The organism is Kitasatospora sp. NPDC002522, assembly GCF_053595195.1.
Window position 1 is genome coordinate 35,260 of sequence record NZ_JBSFXE010000033.1, and the last position, 16,574, is coordinate 51,833.

Sequence of the window (16,574 nt, forward strand, 5' to 3'; positions counted from 1 at the left end):
GCCGGACGCGGGGCGCGTGACGACGGCGCGGCGCGTGCGGGCAGGATGGGGCGATCGGTGCGATCGAAGGGACGGCCGGCGCGTTCACGGCAGGCCGAAGCGGAGGCCCCGGTGGTAAAGTCGAGGCATGCCTCCAGATTAGCGGAGGTGGTCCTCCGGTTCAATCCGAACGCCGGAAGAGTCGAAACGAGGTCTCCGTGCCGGAACAGATCGTGGTCAGCGAGTTCCTGGCCGCCCGCCGCCCGCGCCGCACCGACGCCGCGCGGAACTTCGACGCGCTGCTCGCCGCCGCGCGGGAGGCCTTCGCCGAGCACGGCGCCGACGCGTCCCTGGAGGACATCGCCCGCCGGGCCGGCGTCGGCATCGGCACCCTGTACCGCAACTTCCCCACCCGCCGGCACCTCTTCGAGGCGGTCTACGCCAACGAGGTCGACGACCTCGGCCGGGTCGCCGCCGAGGTCTCCGGCGAGCCGCCCTGGGAGGCGCTGGCCGCGTGGCTGCGCCGGTTCGTCGACTACGCGATGACCAAGCGGGCGATCCGCGAGGCCATGGAGGGCGAGGAGTCGGACGTCTTCCTCGCCTGCCGCCAGTCGATGTACGACGCAGGCACCCCGCTGCTGCTGCGCGCCCAGGCGGCCGGCGAGGTGCGCACCGACATGAGCATCGACGACCTGCTGCGGCTGGTCTCCGGCATCACCTCGGTCGCCTTCCCGGACCAGGGCCAGCGCGACCGGGTCCTCGGCATCGCCCTGGACGGCGTCCGGACCCGCTCCTGACGACCCGTTGCACGGCTGTTGCGCGGGCGGTGACCGGCGTCACAGCCGCGCCGCCCGGTTCGTGGTCGACTCGTCCGATGCGCCCTCCCCTCCCCCCGACACCCCGTCACCCGGCCGTCGCGGCGGCCGCCGTGCTCACCGCCGCCGCGCTGCTGGCGGGCTGCGGCTCCCGCGCGGTCGGGGCTGCTGACGGTTCGTCGGCGCACGGGAGCGCGGGGCCCTGCGGGGCGCTGCTCACGCCCGCCCCGGCGTCGTCCGCGCCGGGCGCGCTCGCCCGGGACGGGGTGCGGATCACCGCGGCCAACGGCGCGTGCGCGGACTTCGAGGTGACCAACGGGGCCGCCGAGACCTCCGACTTCACCATCCTGTTCAGCCCGCTCGATCGGGCCGGCGGCGTCCCGGGTCACCTCACGCAGACCGTCGAGGCCGTCGCTCCGGGCGCCACCGTGAAGGGTCGGCTGACCCTGCCGTCGCACGGCCCCGCCGAGCCCGCCGTCGGCCCGGCACTGGCGATCGCCAAGGTCCGCAGCGTCCCCAGCGCGGAGGCCCCGAAGCCCGACGGTGCGTGCCCGGCGTCGGGCCTGCGGGTCTACGCGGACGAGGGCGACGCGGCGATGGGCCTGCGGGTGGTCGGCCTCCACCTGCGCAACTGCGGCGCCGCGCCGGTGGCGCTCGACGGCTACCCCCGCCTCCAGCTCCTCGACCTGGACCACCGCCCCGTCGACGGCGTCGAGCTGCTCTCCGGCGGCGCGGCCATCGCCTCCGGCACCGGCGCCGACGACCCCCCGCGTCCGTTCACCCTCCACCCCGGCGACGGCGCCCGCGCCACCCTCGCCTGGCGCAACACCACCACCACCGGCACCCCCGTCACCGCCCCCTACCTCCGCGTCCGCCCCACCCCCGACGCCGCCCCCGTCATGGTCACCCCCGAACTCGACCTCGGCACCACCGCCCGCCTCGGCGTAGGCGCCTGGATCCCGGAACCGGCCCGCTAGCACCGGAGCGGCCGACGGTCCGTCAGCGGGTCAGCCGACGTGGACGCGGGGGCGGCGGGTGCGGTCGGGTTCGGCTTCGCGGAGGACTTCGCGGGTGACGGGGGCGACCTCGCCCTGGCCGAAGAGGAAGAAGCGCAGGAACTGGGCGAAGGGGTTGCCCTCGGTCCACTCGAAGTAGATGTGCGGCTGCTGGCCGGTGGCGTCGCGGACCTGGAGGAGCAGCGCGGCCAGCGCGTTGGGCACGCTGGAGTGTTCGAGGGACAGGACCCGGTAGCGGTCGTGCAGGACCTCGCCGCGGACCTTGAGCTCGGCCTCGAAGTCGGAGGCGTCGAGCACGGTGACCTCGACGAAGACCAGGTCGTCCTCGGCCGGGATGTCGTTGTCGGCGCGGATCTGGTGCACCTTGTCGCGGTACTCGGCCAGGTCGCGGCCGGCCGGCTCGTTGGCGATGAGGCGGATCGTGCGGTGCGCGGTGTCCCGGATGAACCGCTCCGCCACGTCGTCGAACTCGACGGAGGTGACGCGCAGTTCGAAGGCGCGGGCGAGGCGGGAGGCGAGCGAGACCAGGATGATCGCGGCGATGAAGCAGGCGCCGATCTTCACGCCGTCGGGCCGTTCGGCGATGTTGATCGCGGTGGTGTAGACGAAGACGCCGGCGATGACCGCGAAGCCGATGGTCCAGTTGCGCTGGCCGGCGGCGTGCGCCGCGATGGTGACGGCGATCGCCGCGGAGGTGATCAGCACCAGGACGCCGGTGGCGTAAGCGCCGCCCTGGGCGTCGACGTTCGCGTCGAAGATCCAGGTGACCAGGAAGGCGATGCCGGTGAGCACCAGCACCATCGGGCGCACCGCGCGGGCCCAGTGCGGGGCCATGCCGTAGCGGGGGAGGTAACGCGGCATCAGGTTGAGCAGTCCGGCCATCGCGGAGGCGCCGGCGAACCACAGGATGGCGATGGTGGAGAGGTCGTAGACCGAGCCGAACGCGCCGCCCAGGTACTGGTGGGCGAGGTAGGCGAGGGCGCGGCCGTTGGCGGGGCCGCCGGCCTTGAAGTCGTCGGCGGGGATCAGCAGGGTGGTGATGAAGCTGGTGGTGATCAGGAAGCAGCTCATGATCACCGCGGCGGTGGTGAGCAGCTTGCGGGCGCCGCGGATCCGACCGGTGGGCGTCTCCTCGGTGTCACCGGGGTCGCCCTCGATGTGCGGCATCACGGCGACGCCGGTCTCGAAGCCGGACAGGCCGAGCGCGAGCTTGGGGAAGACGACCAGCGCGACGCCGATCATCGCGATCGGGTTGCCGTGTTCCACGGTGAGCGCGTGCGTCCAGTCGGTGATCAGCGCGGGGGCGGTGACGACGTGCCACAGGCCGACGGCGACCACCACCACGTTCAGCGCCAGGTAGACCGCGACCAGGACGACGGCCACGCTGATCGCCTCGCTGAAGCCCTTCAGGAAGACGCCGCCGAGCAGCGCGATCAGCAGCAGGGTGATCAGCACCTGGTGGCCGCTGAGCGAACTGGTCAGGTGCGGGTTCTCCACCAGGTGGGCGGTCGCGTCGGCGGCCGAGAGGGTGATGGTGATCAGGAAGTCGGTGGCGGCGAAGCCGAGCAGCGCGAGGACGAAGAGCTTGCCCTTCCAGAACGACAGCAGCCGTTCCAGCATCGCGATCGAACCTTCGCCGTGCGGGCTCTCCTTGGCGACCCGGCGGTAGACCGGCAGCGCGCCGAACAGGGTGACCAGGACCAGCACGATGGTGGCGATCGGCGAGAGCAGTCCGGCGGCGAGCGCGGCGATGCCGGGCTGGTAGCCGAGGGTGGAGAAGTAGTCGAGGCCGGTCAGGCACATGACCTTCCACCAGCGCTGGCCCTTGTGCTCCTCGGCGACCTGGGCGTGCGGGCCGGGATGCTGCTTGGCCATGTCCGACAGGCCCTCCAGCAGCCAGGCGCGCAGCCGTTGCCGCGCCGAGCCTCCGTCCAGGGGGGCGGAAGTGACCACTCTTTGGCTCCTGTCGCAGGGTCGGGTGCCCCGGGCGGCCGGAGGTCCGGCCCGCCGGGCGGACTCCCACGTCAGCGTAGGTCACGGTCGCCGCAGGCCAGGGCAGGCAGGAGCGTAACGTCCCCGGTCGGCTCAGCTCGCCACCGGCCGGGGGTGCTTGACGATCCCTTGGGTTCCGGTTGACGTGCCGATGACCCGATCCGCGACGAGCCGCGATGCCCGGATCGGGACCATCGGCCCCGGCGCCCCGGGACGGTCGGCCCTTGGAACGGGTGGGCGGGGGCGACACGCTGGGCGGCCAGCAGGCGTGCCGCCCACCGGACACGGCCGCGCTGTCGAAGAGAAGAGAGGAGCCCGCGCGTGCCCCACCCGCGCGGCCAGTTGGGCCGGCTCACCCGCCGTCAGGGCGCTTCTCCCGCCCACCCGGCCAACCCGCTGCGCCGCGGGGTCGACCGGGCCCGCCGGCGGACCCTGCTCGTGGCCGTGGCGCTGCCGGCCGCGGCACTGCCCGCGCTGCTCTGCGTGGCACTGCCGCTTCCTTGGGACCTCCCGTACCGGCTGGCCGGCGCGCTCGGCGGCTGGGTCCTCGCGGCGCTGGGCACGGCACTCGGCCTGCGGCTGCGGCTGCGCGCGCTGGAGCGGCGGGCGGCCGACTCCTGGGAGCGGTCCTGGCGGCGGGTGGAGCCGCTCTGGTCGGGGCGGGCGCTGCCCTGGCGGGACCTTTCCGACGATTGATCGACTTATCGGTAAGTTGTCAAGGGCCGGACAGTACTGTGCGCGGGCGGGGTGGACCCTGTCCGGCTCCGCGCGCAGTACGGCAGACTGCCAGGGGAGAGCGGTCTGCGAGGAGGAGTCACTGCCATGTCCGAAGGTGCGGCGCCGATCAGGGTGTTCCTGCTGGACGACCACGAAGTGGTCCGTCGTGGGGTGCACGACCTGCTGGACTCGGAGCCGGACCTGCAGGTGGTCGGCGAGGCCGCCACGGTCGAACAGGCCCTGGCCCGGGTGCCCGCGCTGCGCCCGGACGTCGCGGTGCTGGACATGCGGCTGCCCGACGGCGACGGCGTGACCGTCTGCCGGGAGCTGCGCTCGCGGATGCCGGGGCTGGCCTGCCTGATGCTCACCTCCTTCGACGACGAGGAGGCGCTGCTGGACTCGATCATGGCGGGCGCGGCCGGCTACGTGCTCAAGCAGATCAGCGGCACGGACCTGGTCACCGCGATCCGCACGGTCGCCGCCGGCCAGTCGATGCTCGACCCGGGCGCCACCACCCGCCTGATGGCCCGGCTGCGCGGCGAGTCCCCGGCCCCGGCCCCCGAGTTCCCGAACCTCACCGACCGCGAACGGGAGATCCTGGCGCTGATCGGCCAGGGGTTGACGAACCGTCAGATCGGCGAGCGGGTCTTCCTCGCCGAGAAGACCGTCAAGAACCACATCTCCCGGCTGCTCGCCAAGCTCGGCGTGGAGCGCCGGGTGCAGGCCGCGGTGATCGCCACCCAGACCCTGGCCGCACAGGACCGCACCGCCTGACCGCACATCCGCTGCGACCGCGCCGCCTGAGCGCGCACAGCGCAGGACCGCACCGCGCCCGAGCGCGCACCCGCCGCGACCGCGCCGACACCGGCCCGCTCAGTGCCCCAGCGGAGCCGCCCAGTTGAGCTGGGTACCGCCGGCCGGCGGGGCGCTCAGGGTGAGTGCCCCGCCGAGCGTGCGGGCGCGTTCGGCGAGGTTGCGCAGGCCTCCGCGGCGGCCCTGGGCGGGGATGCCGACGCCGTCGTCCTGCACGGTCAGCACCACCTGGCCCGCGGAGGTCTGCAGGTGCACCTCCACCCGGCCGGCCCGGGCGTGCCGGGCCACGTTGCTGAGCGCCTCGCCGAGGACGGCGACCAGGTGGTCGGCGACCCCGGGCGGGACGTCCGTGTCCAGCAGGCCCTCCATGCTGAGCCGCGGCGCGAAGCCGAGGGCGGCCTGCGCCTCCTCCACCACGTGCACGGCGCGGGCCCGCAGGCCCTGACCCGCCCCGGCCTCGCGCACCCGCAGGCCGAAGATGGTCGAGCGGATGATCTTGATGGTCTCGTCCAGGTCGCCGACCGCCCGCAGCACCCGGTCGGAGGCCCCCGGGTGCTCGATGAACCGGGACGCGCTCTGCAGCGTCATCCCGGTCGCGAACAGCCGCTGGATCGCCAGGTCGTGCAGATCGCGGGCGATCCGGTCGCGGTCCTCCAGCACCGCCAACTGCTCGGCGTCCCGCCGCCGTTCGGCCAGCTCCAGGGCGAGCGCGGCCTGGTCGGCGAAGCCCAGCAGTGGGTCGATCTCCCGCTCGGTGAACTCCGTCTGCCCACTGCCGCGCACCAGCAGCAGCACCCCCTCGGCGTGCCCCTCCGCCCGGCCGAGCGGCACCGCCACCGCCGGGCCGAGCTCCTCGAACCGCGCCACGCACGCCCGGTAGCGGTGGTCCTCCGCCAGGTCCGGCGAGGTCATCGGCGAGCCGCCCGCGCAGGCCGCGCCGGAGAGGGTGCCCGCCAGCGGCACGTCCAGCCCGACCCGCCGGGCGCTGTTGCCGCCGAGCGCCAGCTCCACCCGCAGGCCCGCGCCGTCCGGCAGCGGGGTGAGCACCTCGGCCTGCTCGGCGCCGCTGATGTCGCACGCCCGCTGGGCGATCAGCTCCACCACCTGGGTCCGCGAACTCCCGGACAGCAGACTGCGGTTGATCTCCGCGGTGGCGGTCAGCCAGCGCTGCCTGCGCTGCGCCTCCTCGTACAGGCGGGCGTTGTCGATGGCGACGCCGGCGGCCACCGCGAGGGTGGCGATCACCGACTCGTCGTCGTCGTCGAACCCGCCGCCACCGCGCTTGTCGGTGAGGTAGATGTTGCCGAACACCTCGCCGCGCACCCGCACCGGCAGGCCCAGGAAGGTCCGCATCACCGGGTGGTGCATCGGGCAGCCGATCGACGCCGGATGGTCCTTCAGGTCCTGCAGCCGCAGCGGCTGCGGACGGCTGATCAGCTCGCCGAGCAGCCCCTTGCCGGTCGGGTACGGGCCGATCCGGGCGATGTCCTGCTCGGCGAGGCCGACGGTGAGGAACTGCGACAGCGTGTCGCCGTCGGCGCTGATCACGCCCAGCGCCGCGTACTTGGCGTCCGCGAGGACGGCCGCCGCCTCCACGATCCGCCGCAGCACCTGGGTGAGTTCCAGCTCCCGGCCCACCGAGAGGACGGCCTCCAGCAGGTTGTGCACCCGGTCCCGGGTGCCCCGTGCCGCGTCGATCCGGGCCTGCAGCTCCGCCAGCAGCTCGTCCAGCCGCAGCTGCGGAATCCGCGACCGCGGTTCCTCCTCGCGCACCCCGCTCCTCCTCATCCGTTCACCCGCCGCCCGATTGTCGCAGACGCTGGCGAACTGACGGGGCAAAGGGGACAGGAGGACGAAAGACCGGTACCGGTACCGCTCCCGGGGTCACGCCCCGACCAGCAGCACGGTGGTGCGCAGCGCGAGGTCGGCGAGGGCCCGGGGGGCGCCGGGCTGGTGGCGGACGCCGGGGAAGGCGTTGACGTCGATGATGACCGGCCCGTCGGGGGTGGGGAGCAGGTCGACGCCGAAGACGTCCAGACCGAAGGCCCAGCCCGCCATGAAGGCGAGTTCGGTCTCCTCCGCGCCCGGGGTCCAGTCCCGGCGCACCGCTTCACCGCCCGCCGTCGCCGCCAGCTCGGAGCGGCGCTGCTCGCCGAAGATCCGGCCGCCGACCACCCACACCTTGCGGTCCCAGCCGTCGCCGGGCACCACCCGCTGGGTGATCACCTGCTCGCCGGCCCGCTCGCGGGCCAGCGCCTGCCAGGCGTCCGCGGAGTCGACCCGAGCCACCAGGTCGCCCCGGCGGCTGCGCCGGCTCTTCACCACCACCGGCTCGTGCCACGGCAGTTCCTCGATCGCGCCGGCCGCCAGGGTCGGCGCGAACGGCAACCGGTGGGCCCGGGCGCGCTGCTCCATCGCCACCCGGTCCTGGCAGAACGCCGTCGCCGCCACCGAGTTGAGCACCGGGACGCCCATCTCCTCGTACTCCGCGGCGACTTCGAGCGCGTCGGCGGTCCGGGCCTTCAGCAGCACCAGGTCGGCGGGCTCCCCCGCGTCGACCCGGACGTGTCCGTCTGCCGCCAGCAGGTCGAGGGTCTCGGTCAGCAGCGGGTGTTCGGTGTCGCGGGCCAGCACGACGATCCGCAGGCGCCTCATCGGGCGGCCCGCACGGGGGCGAGCAGCGAACCGGCGGCCGGGGTGGGCCAGGAGGAGCCGGTGCGGGCGAGCCGGACCACCGCGTCGGCGACCCGCTCGACCGCGGCGGGCACCTGACGGAACGACGGGAAGTCGTTGACGTCGACGACCACCGGGCCGTCGGGGCCGAGCAGCACGTCGAGGCCGTACAGGTCGAGGCCGAACACCTCGCCGACCTGTGCGGCGAGCGCGGCCACCTCCCGACCGAGCGTCACCGGCCGTTCCCGGAACGGGTGGTGGGGGTGGAGCGGGGAGGTGCGCTCGGTGGCGAAGACCTCGCCGCCGACGCAGTACACCTTCAGGTCGAGTCCGCCGTTGGCCACGTACGGCTGGGCGATCAGCACGCCGCCGTCCGCGGGCGCGGTCAACCGGCCGAGCTCCTCGGGTCGTTCGACCAGGTGGACGGCGCGGCCCGACGATCCGTCAGCCGGCTTGACCACCAGCGGGAAGTGCCGGCCGGGTATCGCGGCGAACCCGGCGGGGTCGGTGGCCGCCCAGGTGCGCGGCATCGCCAGGCCGTGCAGCGCCGCGACCACGGCGGTCTGCGCCTTGTCGCGGACCGGGCGGATCGCCCGCGCGTCGTTGACGGTGGTGAGTCCGGCCGCGGCGGCCGACTCCAGCAGGCCGAGGCCGGGGCCGCCGGAGACGGTCTTCAGCACCCACGCGTCGTGCCGGCCGGAGCGCACCAGGGTGGAGAGGTCGAGCAGGTCGGCGCCGGGCCGTAGCACGTCCACCCGATGGCCGGTGGCGCGCAGCCGGTCGACCACCGCCAGCGGCATGCCGTCGTTGCGGTAGTGCTCCTCGACCAGGAAGCAGAACCTCATGTCGCCCCCACCCATCCCCTCTGCCCGTCCGTCGTCCCGGGCCAATCGCATCCGTCCACCCTGCCACGTTTCCCGCCGCGGATTTCGCCGGGGGCGTGCAAGAACTGCCACAGCCGCGTCACAGCCGCCGTCGTCGCGGTCTGGAACCGCTTGGTCGGGGGATGACGTTCTCATGACGTGCCCTTGGTGAGCTCTTTGAGGAGGACCGTGTGCACCACGTGATACGCCCGAACGACCTGCACGACCTGACCAGACGTCCGGTCCCGGCGGTCCTGCGTTACCCCGCCGGCGACCTGCTGGTGGTCTCCGGCCTGCCCGGCGCGGGCAAGAGCACCCTGATGCGGCGCTGCGCCGGCGCCCCGCTGGTCGACTCCCAGCACACCCGGCTCCGGTTCGAGCGCCGGCTGCCCCGCGTCCCGTACGCGCTGTACCGGCCGCTGGTCCGGCTCGCCCACTACCGGCTGCTGCGGGCCGCGGTGTTGGCGGGCGGACCCCTGGTGGTGCACGACTGCGGGACGCTGCCGTGGGTGCGCCGCTGGCTGGCCCGCACCGCCGCCCGGCAGGGCCGCGCCCTGCACCTGCTGCTGCTGGACAGCAGCCCCGCGCAGGCCGCCGACGGCCAGCGCAGTCGCGGCCGCCGGGTCTCCCGGTACGCCTTCCTGCGGCACCTGCGGGCCACCCGTGCCCTGCGCGCGGTCCTGGCGGACGGCCTCCCCCCGGGCGTCGCGTCCGCGGTGCTCCTGCCGCGCGAGGACGCACCGCGGCTGGCCGCGATCGAGTTCTCCGCCACGGCCGTTGCCGCGCCGTCGACGGACCGTCGGGCACGGACGGGCAGGTGGTCGCACGCGCCGCTGTCGGAACGCCCGACGCCGCGTACCCCCGCGGACGCGGACACCACCGCCGCCTCGGACACCGTCGCCGCCGCGGGCTCCGCGGGTGTGCTGACTGCGGCGAACGGCTGAGCCGTCCCGCGCGTCGCCGGGCGTGTCGCCGGACGGTGGCTAGTCTCCCGCCATGGGCACCCCTGAACCCCAGCGCGGCCCGCGGCCGCAGCACTCGCCGCAGCCGCAGCGCGGCCCGCAGGCCCGGCGGCTGGCCGACCGGCTCACCGCGCAGTTCCGCGTCCCGATCGAGCCGCAGTACGACCAGGGCAGCCGCCGGTGGACGCTGCGCTGGTACGACGGCCCGACGGTCGCGGCGGTGCGCACCGCGCTGGAGCGGCAGCAGCCGGACGGCGAACGGTTCGCGGTGCGGCGGGACTTCACCACCCGGGCGCTGGTGCTGGCGGCGATCCGGGAGACCCGGGCCGGGGCGATGCACCGCTTCGAGGGCAGTTGGGGCCAGCGCTACCACCTGGAGCAGCTGCTGGGCGACCAGGAGCACCCCGACCGCCCGTCCGGCCCGCGCGAGGCGGCGATGCTGGAGCGGCTGCTGGCGGCCGCCACCGCCGCCACCGGACGGGGCGTCAGCGCGCCCGACGAGGCGCGCGCCTTCGCGCTGGTCGCCCGCGACGGCGTGGCCTGGCTGCTGCCCGGCGACGGCCTGGCCGGCCCCGCCGACCGCGACGGGCTGGCGCTCAGCCCGCTGGAGTACCTGACCTCCCGTTACGCGACCGGCGTCCACCGCACGGCCTGGGAGACCGCGCTGGCCGTCCTGCCGGTCCGCACCGCGGTCACCGCCGCGCGCGAGGACACCGGCGCCGACCCGGACGCCGCCCGCGCCGCGCTCACCCTGCTGCCGGTCCTGCGGGCCCAGCTCTCCGCCGAACTCGACGAGGCGGAGCGCCAGTTGGCGCGTGCGGCGGACGGATCCGCGGTGGCTCAGCGGAGTTGACGGAGCCGCCACCCTGGTCCGGACCGACCACCGGCAGCGTGTCGACCCCCATTCTGCCTGTTCACGCGCGTCTTCGGTAGGACCGAGCGCACAACTCGATTCCCTTGTCCGGCGGGGCCGCCGGACCGCAGACTCGTCGTCATTCCCCCAGCTGACGACGAATGGAGTCGTGTGTTCGAACACGTCGATGCCGACCTTGCCCTGCGTGCCCGGGTACTGCTGCTGGGCAGTGAACCGCCCACGGCCCAACAGGCTTACCTGGCACACCGGTTGCTCGCCCGGGTGAACCCGGCCGCGCACCTGCCCCGGCTCGCCCTGGCGGCGATCGAACTCACCGGCCACTACCCGGTCCTGCTCGACCGCGACCTGCAACTGCGGTTGCTGGCGGAGGCGTTGGCGGCGGCCGCGGCGATCGACCCGGGCGACCCGTACCGGCCGGCGGCGCTGGCGGCGATCCGGGCCGCGTACGGCAGCCAGCTCGACAAGCTGGGCATCCGCCCGGACGAGGTGGGCTGACGCCCCGCCGGGCCGCCGACCTCGCGGTCGGCGGCCCGGACCCGCGGGCGGCGGCCGGCGGCCGGTCCGGATCAGATGAACCGCCAGAGGTGGTCGGACGTCCCGTTGTCGTCCCACAGGACGATCTGGGCTCCCTGGGAGGTGGAGGCCCCGGAGACGCCGAGGACACGGCCGGCGGCGGACTGGATCCGGAAGGTGTCGCCGCCGCCGTGGCGCAGGCGCCACCGGTGGTCGGCGGTCCCGTTGTCGGCCCACTGGACGACCCTCGAGCCGTTGGCGGTGCCGCCGCCCTCCACACCGAGGACCTTGCCGCTGTTGGAGTTCCTGAGCCGCAGGTAGCCGCCGGAGTCGACCACCGCGGTCCACAGGTGGTCCGCGGTGCCGTTGTCGCCCCACTGGATCACCAGGGCGCCGTCGGCGGTCGACGCGCTCTGCACGCCGAGCAGCAGCCCGCTGTTCACGTTCTGGATGCGCCGGGTGCCGGTCGGGACGAACCACCACCGGCTGGTGGCCGCACTGGTGTCCGGGACCTGCACGGCGAAGGCGCCCTGCGCGGTGGAGGCGCCGGCGATGCCGAGCAGCTTGGCGCTGTTGGCGTTCCGCAGGCCGTGCGAGCCGTCGGCCGTCTCGACCACGCTCCACCGGTGGTCGGCGGTGCCGTTGTCCGACCACTGGAGCACCGAGGCGTTGTCGGCGGTGGACATGTTCTGCACGCCCAGCACCTTGCCGCTGTTGGCGTTGCGCAGGCGCAGCGCGCTGCCGTCGACGACCAGGCCCCAGTCGTGGTCGGCGGTGCCGCTGTCGCCCCACTGGAGGGCGGCGCCGCCGTCGGCGGTGGACATGTTCTGCACGCCGAGCACCAGCCCGCTGCCCGCGTTGAGCAGGCGGAATCCGGTGCTGCTCCGGGTGCTCCAGTAGACGGAGTAGTTGAAGCCCTGCGCGTCGTGGAACGGGCCGAGGTTGACGGACGATCCGTTGGCGCTCGCGGTGAAGGCGAGGCCGGTGCCGCCGGTCCGGGTGATCGACGCCGGGTCGAGGACCGGGAGCGCGGCGAGGGCGGTGCTGCCGTAGTTGCCGCACAGGACGACGGGGCCGTAGGTGACCGCGGCGACGTCCGGGTTGTCGTTGGCGGCCCGCAGCGCGACCCGCATGGGCAGCGTGACGGTCACCGTGTCGCCGGAGGTCCAGGAGCGCGTCAGGGTGGCGTAACTGCCCGGCGTGGTCGCGATGTTCTGCACCGTGCCGTTGACGCTGACGGTGGCTCCGGAGGTCCAGGCCGGAATGCGGATGCGCATCGACCAGGTGTCGCCGGCGCTGCCGGTGACCTTGAGCGTGGTGGTCTCCTCCGCGGGGTACGCGGTGGTCTGGGTGATGGTGAGGCCGCGCTCGGCCCAGGTGAGGACCGTGGGCACGAAGAGGTTCACGATCAGGGTGGTGCCGTCGCGGAAGTAGACGGAGTCCGCCAGCTTGGTGTTGGACTCCACTCCGGTGCCCTGGCAGCACCAGAAGGAGTCGTAGTCGGTGCTCCAGGTACCGCCGCCCCAGGCCGGGCCGACGCCGCGGCGGGCGCCCGCCTTGAGCGGGGTGAAGTAGGTGACGTGCCCGTGCGGGTCGGCCGGGTTCTGCGCGCCGACGACGTGGTTGAGCAGGGCCCGCTCGTAGAAGTCGAAGTACGCCGTCTGGCCGGGGTCCAACTGCCAGAGCTCACGGGTGAGTTTGAGCATGTTGTACGAGTTGCAGAGCTCGCAGTTGTCGTTGGTCAGCTGGGAGGCGATCGCGTTGGGTGCGCGGAAGTGCTCGGCCTGGCTGTTGCCGCCGATGGCGTAGCTGTGCGCGGTGGTGCAGAAGTTCCAGGCCTGGGAGGCGATGTCGTGGTAGCGCGTCGTCCCGGTGGCCCGGTACTCGCGGACGGCGCCGATCCACTTGGGCACCTGGGTGTTGGCGTGCAGGCCGTTCAGCTGGTCCTGGCCGGCGGCCAGCGGGTCGAACACGGCCGCGTGGTCGAAGCGCTGGGCGACCGTCAGCCAGCGCGCGTCCCCGGTCTGCAGGTTCAGGTCGGCCAGCACCTCGTTCATGCCGCCGAACTCGGTGCCCATCAGCGCCTGCATCTGGTTCCGGGTGAGCCTGCCGGTGCGCTGGTCGACCCAGCCGGCCAGGGCCAGCAGGACGTCCCGGGCCTGGGTGCTGCCCAGCAGGCGCCACACGTCGAGCAGGCCGGCCATGGTCTTGTGGACGCAGTAGTAGGGGACGTTGCCGTTCGTGAGCGAGCCGGACTCGAGCTGGGCGAAGTCGTTCTCGGGGAAGCCCGAGAGGTAGCCGGCGGAGAACCCCGCGGCGGCGTTGTTGGCCTGGCACTTGGCCAGCTCGGCCACCATGTAGGCGGCCTTGTCGCGGCAGACGGTGTCGCCCGTTCCCGCGTAGGCCTGGGCCCACGCGCTGAGGAAGTGCCCCTGCACGTGGGTGCGGAACGGGAACGACGGGGCGTCCCACCCTCCGTTCGAGGCGGCGGCGTTGGTGGACATCCGGTGGTTGGCACGGAAGTTGTACAGCAGGCGGTCGACGTCGACGAAGCGCAGGTACGCCAGGGTGCGGTCCTGGTTGTCGCGCAACCGGCCGGCGGTGAGCCGGACCTGGGTGAGGTCGAACGGCTGCGTCGTGCTGCCGACGGCTTCGGCGGCCTCGGCGGCCGCCGGGGTGAGGCCGAGGCCGACGGCGGGTGCGAGGGCCAGTACGCCGGTCGCCTTGAGCAGGCTGCGGCGGTTCAGGGCGGGGGACGACATCGCGGGATCTGGTCCTTCCGGGTGGGGGAGGAAACCGGCGTCCGACTGTTAGCGTTAACAATTTTGCTTGCGAGCAGCGTCCGGCCGGCAGTGCGGGTGGCGAGCAAAGGGGGTGGCGTCGAAGCGTCGCCGAGGTGCGGAGAGCGCGAGGTCCAACCATTTGGACAGGTGTCACGTTTATAGCCCCGACATCTCGATCCCGTCCAGGGGCGCGACAGAGCCGTGGAGTCGTCCACATCGGACGTCTTGACGGTGTGTCAGCGGATGGCAATAGTGGGGAGTCGCCATGTGAGCGATAACAACTGGCCTCGGGTCAGAGCGCGGCGTCGCGGGCCAGCAGGGCGGCCTGGACGCGGTTGTCGCAGTCGAGCTTGGCCAGGATCCGGCTGACGTAGGTCTTCACGGTGGCCTCGCTCATCCGCAGCCGGGTGCCGGTGTCGGCGTTGGAGAGTCCCTCGCCGAGTAGCTCGACCACCTCGCGTTCGCGCGCGGTGAGGACGGCCAGGCGTCGCCTGGCCTGCTCGCCGCGGGCGGCGGCGGGGCCGGCGGCCAGGCTGTCCACGATGTGCCGGGTGGCGGCCGGGGAGAGGAAGGCGTGGCCGGTGGCGGCGGCCCGCACCGCCTGGATCAGCTCGCCGGGCGCGGTGTCCTTCAGCAGGAACCCGGCGCCGCCGGAGGTGATCGCCCGCAGCACGTTCTCCCGCTCGCCGAAGGTGGTGAGCACCAGCGCCCGGGCGGCGGGCGCCACCCGGGGCAGTTCGGCGAGCGCGCTCAGGCCGTCCAGCACCGGCATCTGGATGTCCAGCAGCACCACGTCCGCGGCCGGCGTCCGGGCCAGTTCGAGGGCCTGCACGCCGTCCGCGGCCTCGCCGACCACCTCGATGTCCTCGGCGGAGGTGAGGATCATCCGGATGCCGGCCCGGATGAGCGGCTCGTCGTCGGCCACCAGCACGCGGATCACGGGGCGGACACTCCTTGCACGGCGGTCGTCGGTGCGATGGTCATACCTTGCCATGGAAGTGCTGCTTCTCCACCAGCACGCCGTCCCGGAAGCAGAACCGCACCACGTCCTGCTCGCCGTCGGCGGTCTGCTGGTCGCCGGCGAACCACCGGCAGTGCGCACCCTCCGGGACCGGCGGGCCGATCTTGCGGAAGTCGCCGGTGAGGAAGTCGCTCCCGGAGGGCAGCCGGTCGTCGACCTGCGACTCCGCGTCGCCGACCTGGATCGAGTCGTACAGCTTCGCCGGCACGGTGGCGTCCCGCATCGAGGTCACGAACATGACCACGCCGATCACCGCGACCACCGCGACCCCGGCGAGCACCGCCAGCGCACCCACCGCGCAGCCCACCGCGGGGCTCCGGCGGCGGCGCTCCGGACCCACCAACAGCTCTTCCAGGCCCGCGAGTTCCTCGTCCTGCTCGGCCTCCCGCGCGCCGCCGTCCGCGGTGTACGGCAGCAGTCCGGCCATCCGGTAGCCGCCGTCCGGGGTGGCCCCCGCGTGCACGATCCCGCCGAGCAGCCGGGCCCGTTCGCGCAGCCCCGTCAGTCCCTGCCCGCCGGAGACCGCCGCCACCGCCTCGCCCTGCGGCCGGCCGTTCACCACCTCCACCACCAGGGTGTCCGGCTCGTACCGGAGGGTGACGGCGATCGGCGCGCCCGGCGCGTGCTTGTGCGCGTTGGTCAGCCCCTCCTGGACGATCCGGTACGCGGCGTGGCCGGTGGGTGCCGCCAGCGGCACCGCACTGCCCTCGTGCCGCAGGTCGACCTTGGCGCCGGCCGCCCGGGACGCCTCGGCGAGCCGGTCGACCGCGTCCACGCCGCCCGCCTCCGGCACCGTGTCGTCCCGCAACAGGCCGACCACTTCCCGCAGTTCGCGCATCGCGCCGGTGGCGGCCTGGCGCAGCACCGCGACCGCCTCGCGCTGCCGCTCGCCGAGCGTGCGGTCCACCTCGAGCGCGCCGGTGTGCACGGCGATCAGCGCCAGCTGGTGGCCGAGGCTGTCGTGCATGTCCTGGGCGATCCGGTGCCGCTCCCGCAGCCGGGCCTGATGGGCGATCATCACCCGTTCCCTGACCAGCTGCGCATTGCGCTCGCGCAGGCTGTCCAGCAGCGCGACCCGCTGCGCCCGGTACCGCCCGAACAGCGCGGGCAGCACGCCGATCAGCAGGAACCCGGCGACGCACAGCCCGAGCAGCAGCGGCACCGGCAGCCGGTCGTGGGCGTTCTGCAGCAGGGCGACGCCGGTCAGCGCGACGAAGCCCGCACCGAACGCCGCGGGCGCGCTCCACGGCCGGTTCAGCCGGCGGCCCGCCGAGTAGCCGGCCGCCGCCAGCACCGGGACGAACCCGCCGGGCCCGCCCGCCGCGGCCGCGGCCAGCACCAGCACCGGACCCGGCAGGCCGCGCCGCAGCGCGAACAGCACCGCGCTGCCGCCGAGCACCGCGAACAGCGGCCAGCCCCCGTCGTCCGCCCGCTGCAGCAGCGCCGCCACCCCGCACACCGCGAGCCCGCCGAGCAGCTCCTTGACCACCAGCCGCCGGCGCCAGGGCCCCGGAAACACCTTCGCCACCCACTCACCGATCACCCCCCGAGGC

General features: G+C 74.0%; 14 protein-coding genes. 7 read left to right on the forward strand and 7 right to left on the reverse strand.

Annotated features, from left to right (window positions below; all coding sequences use genetic code 11):
* Positions 1 to 197 precede the first annotated feature (197 nt).
* Together ACWD4U_RS25445 and ACWD4U_RS25450 are read left to right on the forward strand one after the other, a co-directional pair.
* Positions 198 to 776 carry a TetR/AcrR family transcriptional regulator gene (locus ACWD4U_RS25445; RefSeq protein ID WP_363460205.1) on the forward strand — a complete coding sequence of 193 codons (579 nt, stop codon included), beginning with the start codon at positions 198 to 200 and terminating at the stop codon, positions 774 to 776.
* 77 nt (positions 777 to 853) lie between these two features.
* Positions 854 to 1,771 (forward strand): DUF4232 domain-containing protein, encoded by a 918-nt coding sequence (locus ACWD4U_RS25450; protein WP_363460203.1) that lies wholly within the window; start codon positions 854 to 856, stop codon positions 1,769 to 1,771.
* Positions 1,772 to 1,801: 30 nt separating this feature from the next.
* On the opposite strand, the gene ACWD4U_RS25455 is transcribed toward ACWD4U_RS25450, so the two are convergent.
* A complete protein-coding gene (locus ACWD4U_RS25455; RefSeq protein ID WP_363460232.1) occupies positions 1,802 to 3,685 on the reverse strand; it encodes an APC family permease in 1,884 nt (627 codons plus the stop codon).
* A 438-nt stretch (positions 3,686 to 4,123) separates the two neighbouring features.
* Between ACWD4U_RS25455 and ACWD4U_RS25460 the strand changes: the two genes are divergently transcribed.
* Positions 4,124 to 4,498 carry a hypothetical protein gene (locus ACWD4U_RS25460; RefSeq protein ID WP_363460201.1) on the forward strand — a complete coding sequence of 125 codons (375 nt, stop codon included), beginning with the start codon at positions 4,124 to 4,126 and terminating at the stop codon, positions 4,496 to 4,498.
* A gap of 126 nt (positions 4,499 to 4,624) precedes the next feature.
* Positions 4,625 to 5,293, forward strand: a complete 669-nt coding sequence (locus tag ACWD4U_RS25465) for a response regulator transcription factor (RefSeq protein WP_363460200.1) — start codon at positions 4,625 to 4,627, stop codon at positions 5,291 to 5,293.
* A gap of 99 nt (positions 5,294 to 5,392) precedes the next feature.
* Here the strand turns inward: ACWD4U_RS25465 and ACWD4U_RS25470 are convergent, their stop codons facing one another.
* The 3 genes from ACWD4U_RS25470 to ACWD4U_RS25480 form a co-directional block, all read right to left on the reverse strand.
* Positions 5,393 to 7,120, reverse strand: coding sequence for a GAF domain-containing sensor histidine kinase (locus tag ACWD4U_RS25470; RefSeq protein WP_363460198.1), 1,728 nt, complete (start codon positions 7,118 to 7,120; stop codon positions 5,393 to 5,395).
* Between the two features lie 96 nt (positions 7,121 to 7,216).
* On the reverse strand, positions 7,217 to 7,987 hold the full coding sequence (locus tag ACWD4U_RS25475) for an ATP-grasp domain-containing protein (RefSeq protein WP_363460196.1): 771 nt from the start codon (positions 7,985 to 7,987) through the stop codon (positions 7,217 to 7,219).
* Positions 7,984 to 8,850 carry an ATP-grasp domain-containing protein gene (locus ACWD4U_RS25480; protein WP_363460195.1) on the reverse strand — a complete coding sequence of 289 codons (867 nt, stop codon included), beginning with the start codon at positions 8,848 to 8,850 and terminating at the stop codon, positions 7,984 to 7,986. The genes ACWD4U_RS25475 and ACWD4U_RS25480 overlap by 4 nt, the downstream gene beginning before the upstream one ends.
* 209 nt (positions 8,851 to 9,059) lie before the next feature.
* On the opposite strand from ACWD4U_RS25480, the gene ACWD4U_RS25485 reads away from it, so the two are divergent.
* From ACWD4U_RS25485 to ACWD4U_RS25495, 3 genes are all read left to right on the forward strand, one after another.
* On the forward strand, positions 9,060 to 9,812 hold the full coding sequence (locus ACWD4U_RS25485; RefSeq protein WP_363460193.1) for an AAA family ATPase: 753 nt from the start codon (positions 9,060 to 9,062) through the stop codon (positions 9,810 to 9,812).
* A 52-nt stretch (positions 9,813 to 9,864) separates the two neighbouring features.
* Positions 9,865 to 10,683, forward strand: a complete 819-nt coding sequence (locus tag ACWD4U_RS25490) for a hypothetical protein (protein WP_363460191.1) — start codon at positions 9,865 to 9,867, stop codon at positions 10,681 to 10,683.
* Positions 10,684 to 10,854: 171 nt separating this feature from the next.
* Positions 10,855 to 11,199, forward strand: a complete 345-nt coding sequence (locus tag ACWD4U_RS25495) for a hypothetical protein (RefSeq protein ID WP_363460189.1) — start codon at positions 10,855 to 10,857, stop codon at positions 11,197 to 11,199.
* Positions 11,200 to 11,270: 71 nt separating this feature from the next.
* Here ACWD4U_RS25495 and ACWD4U_RS25500 read toward each other — a convergent pair whose 3' ends face one another.
* From ACWD4U_RS25500 to ACWD4U_RS25510, 3 genes are all read right to left on the reverse strand, one after another.
* The gene (locus ACWD4U_RS25500) at positions 11,271 to 13,979 is read right to left on the reverse strand and encodes a beta-L-arabinofuranosidase domain-containing protein (RefSeq protein ID WP_363460187.1); all 2,709 of its coding nucleotides are present in this window, start codon (positions 13,977 to 13,979) and stop codon (positions 11,271 to 11,273) included.
* A 313-nt stretch (positions 13,980 to 14,292) separates the two neighbouring features.
* A complete protein-coding gene (locus ACWD4U_RS25505; protein ID WP_363460185.1) occupies positions 14,293 to 14,940 on the reverse strand; it encodes a response regulator transcription factor in 648 nt (215 codons plus the stop codon).
* Positions 14,941 to 14,980: 40 nt separating this feature from the next.
* Complete coding sequence (locus ACWD4U_RS25510) at positions 14,981 to 16,564, reverse strand: sensor histidine kinase (protein WP_363460183.1); 1,584 nt, start codon at positions 16,562 to 16,564, stop codon at positions 14,981 to 14,983.
* Between the last annotated feature and the right edge of the window lie 10 nt (positions 16,565 to 16,574).

What these genes read in the sequence shown, in the direction of transcription:
- ACWD4U_RS25450 (WP_363460203.1), top strand. Translation starts at nt 854, where the DNA reads ATGCGCCCTCCCCTCCCCCCGACACCCCGTCACCCGGCCGTCGCGGCG.
- ACWD4U_RS25455 (WP_363460232.1), bottom strand. Translation starts at nt 3,685, where the DNA reads ATGGCCAAGCAGCATCCCGGCCCGCACGCCCAGGTCGCCGAGGAGCAC.
- ACWD4U_RS25465 (WP_363460200.1), top strand. Translation starts at nt 4,625, where the DNA reads ATGTCCGAAGGTGCGGCGCCGATCAGGGTGTTCCTGCTGGACGACCAC.
- ACWD4U_RS25470 (WP_363460198.1), bottom strand. Translation starts at nt 7,120, where the DNA reads ATGAGGAGGAGCGGGGTGCGCGAGGAGGAACCGCGGTCGCGGATTCCG.
- ACWD4U_RS25475 (WP_363460196.1), bottom strand. Translation starts at nt 7,987, where the DNA reads ATGAGGCGCCTGCGGATCGTCGTGCTGGCCCGCGACACCGAACACCCG.
- ACWD4U_RS25480 (WP_363460195.1), bottom strand. Translation starts at nt 8,850, where the DNA reads ATGAGGTTCTGCTTCCTGGTCGAGGAGCACTACCGCAACGACGGCATG.
- ACWD4U_RS25490 (WP_363460191.1), top strand. Translation starts at nt 9,865, where the DNA reads ATGGGCACCCCTGAACCCCAGCGCGGCCCGCGGCCGCAGCACTCGCCG.
- ACWD4U_RS25500 (WP_363460187.1), bottom strand. Translation starts at nt 13,979, where the DNA reads ATGTCGTCCCCCGCCCTGAACCGCCGCAGCCTGCTCAAGGCGACCGGC.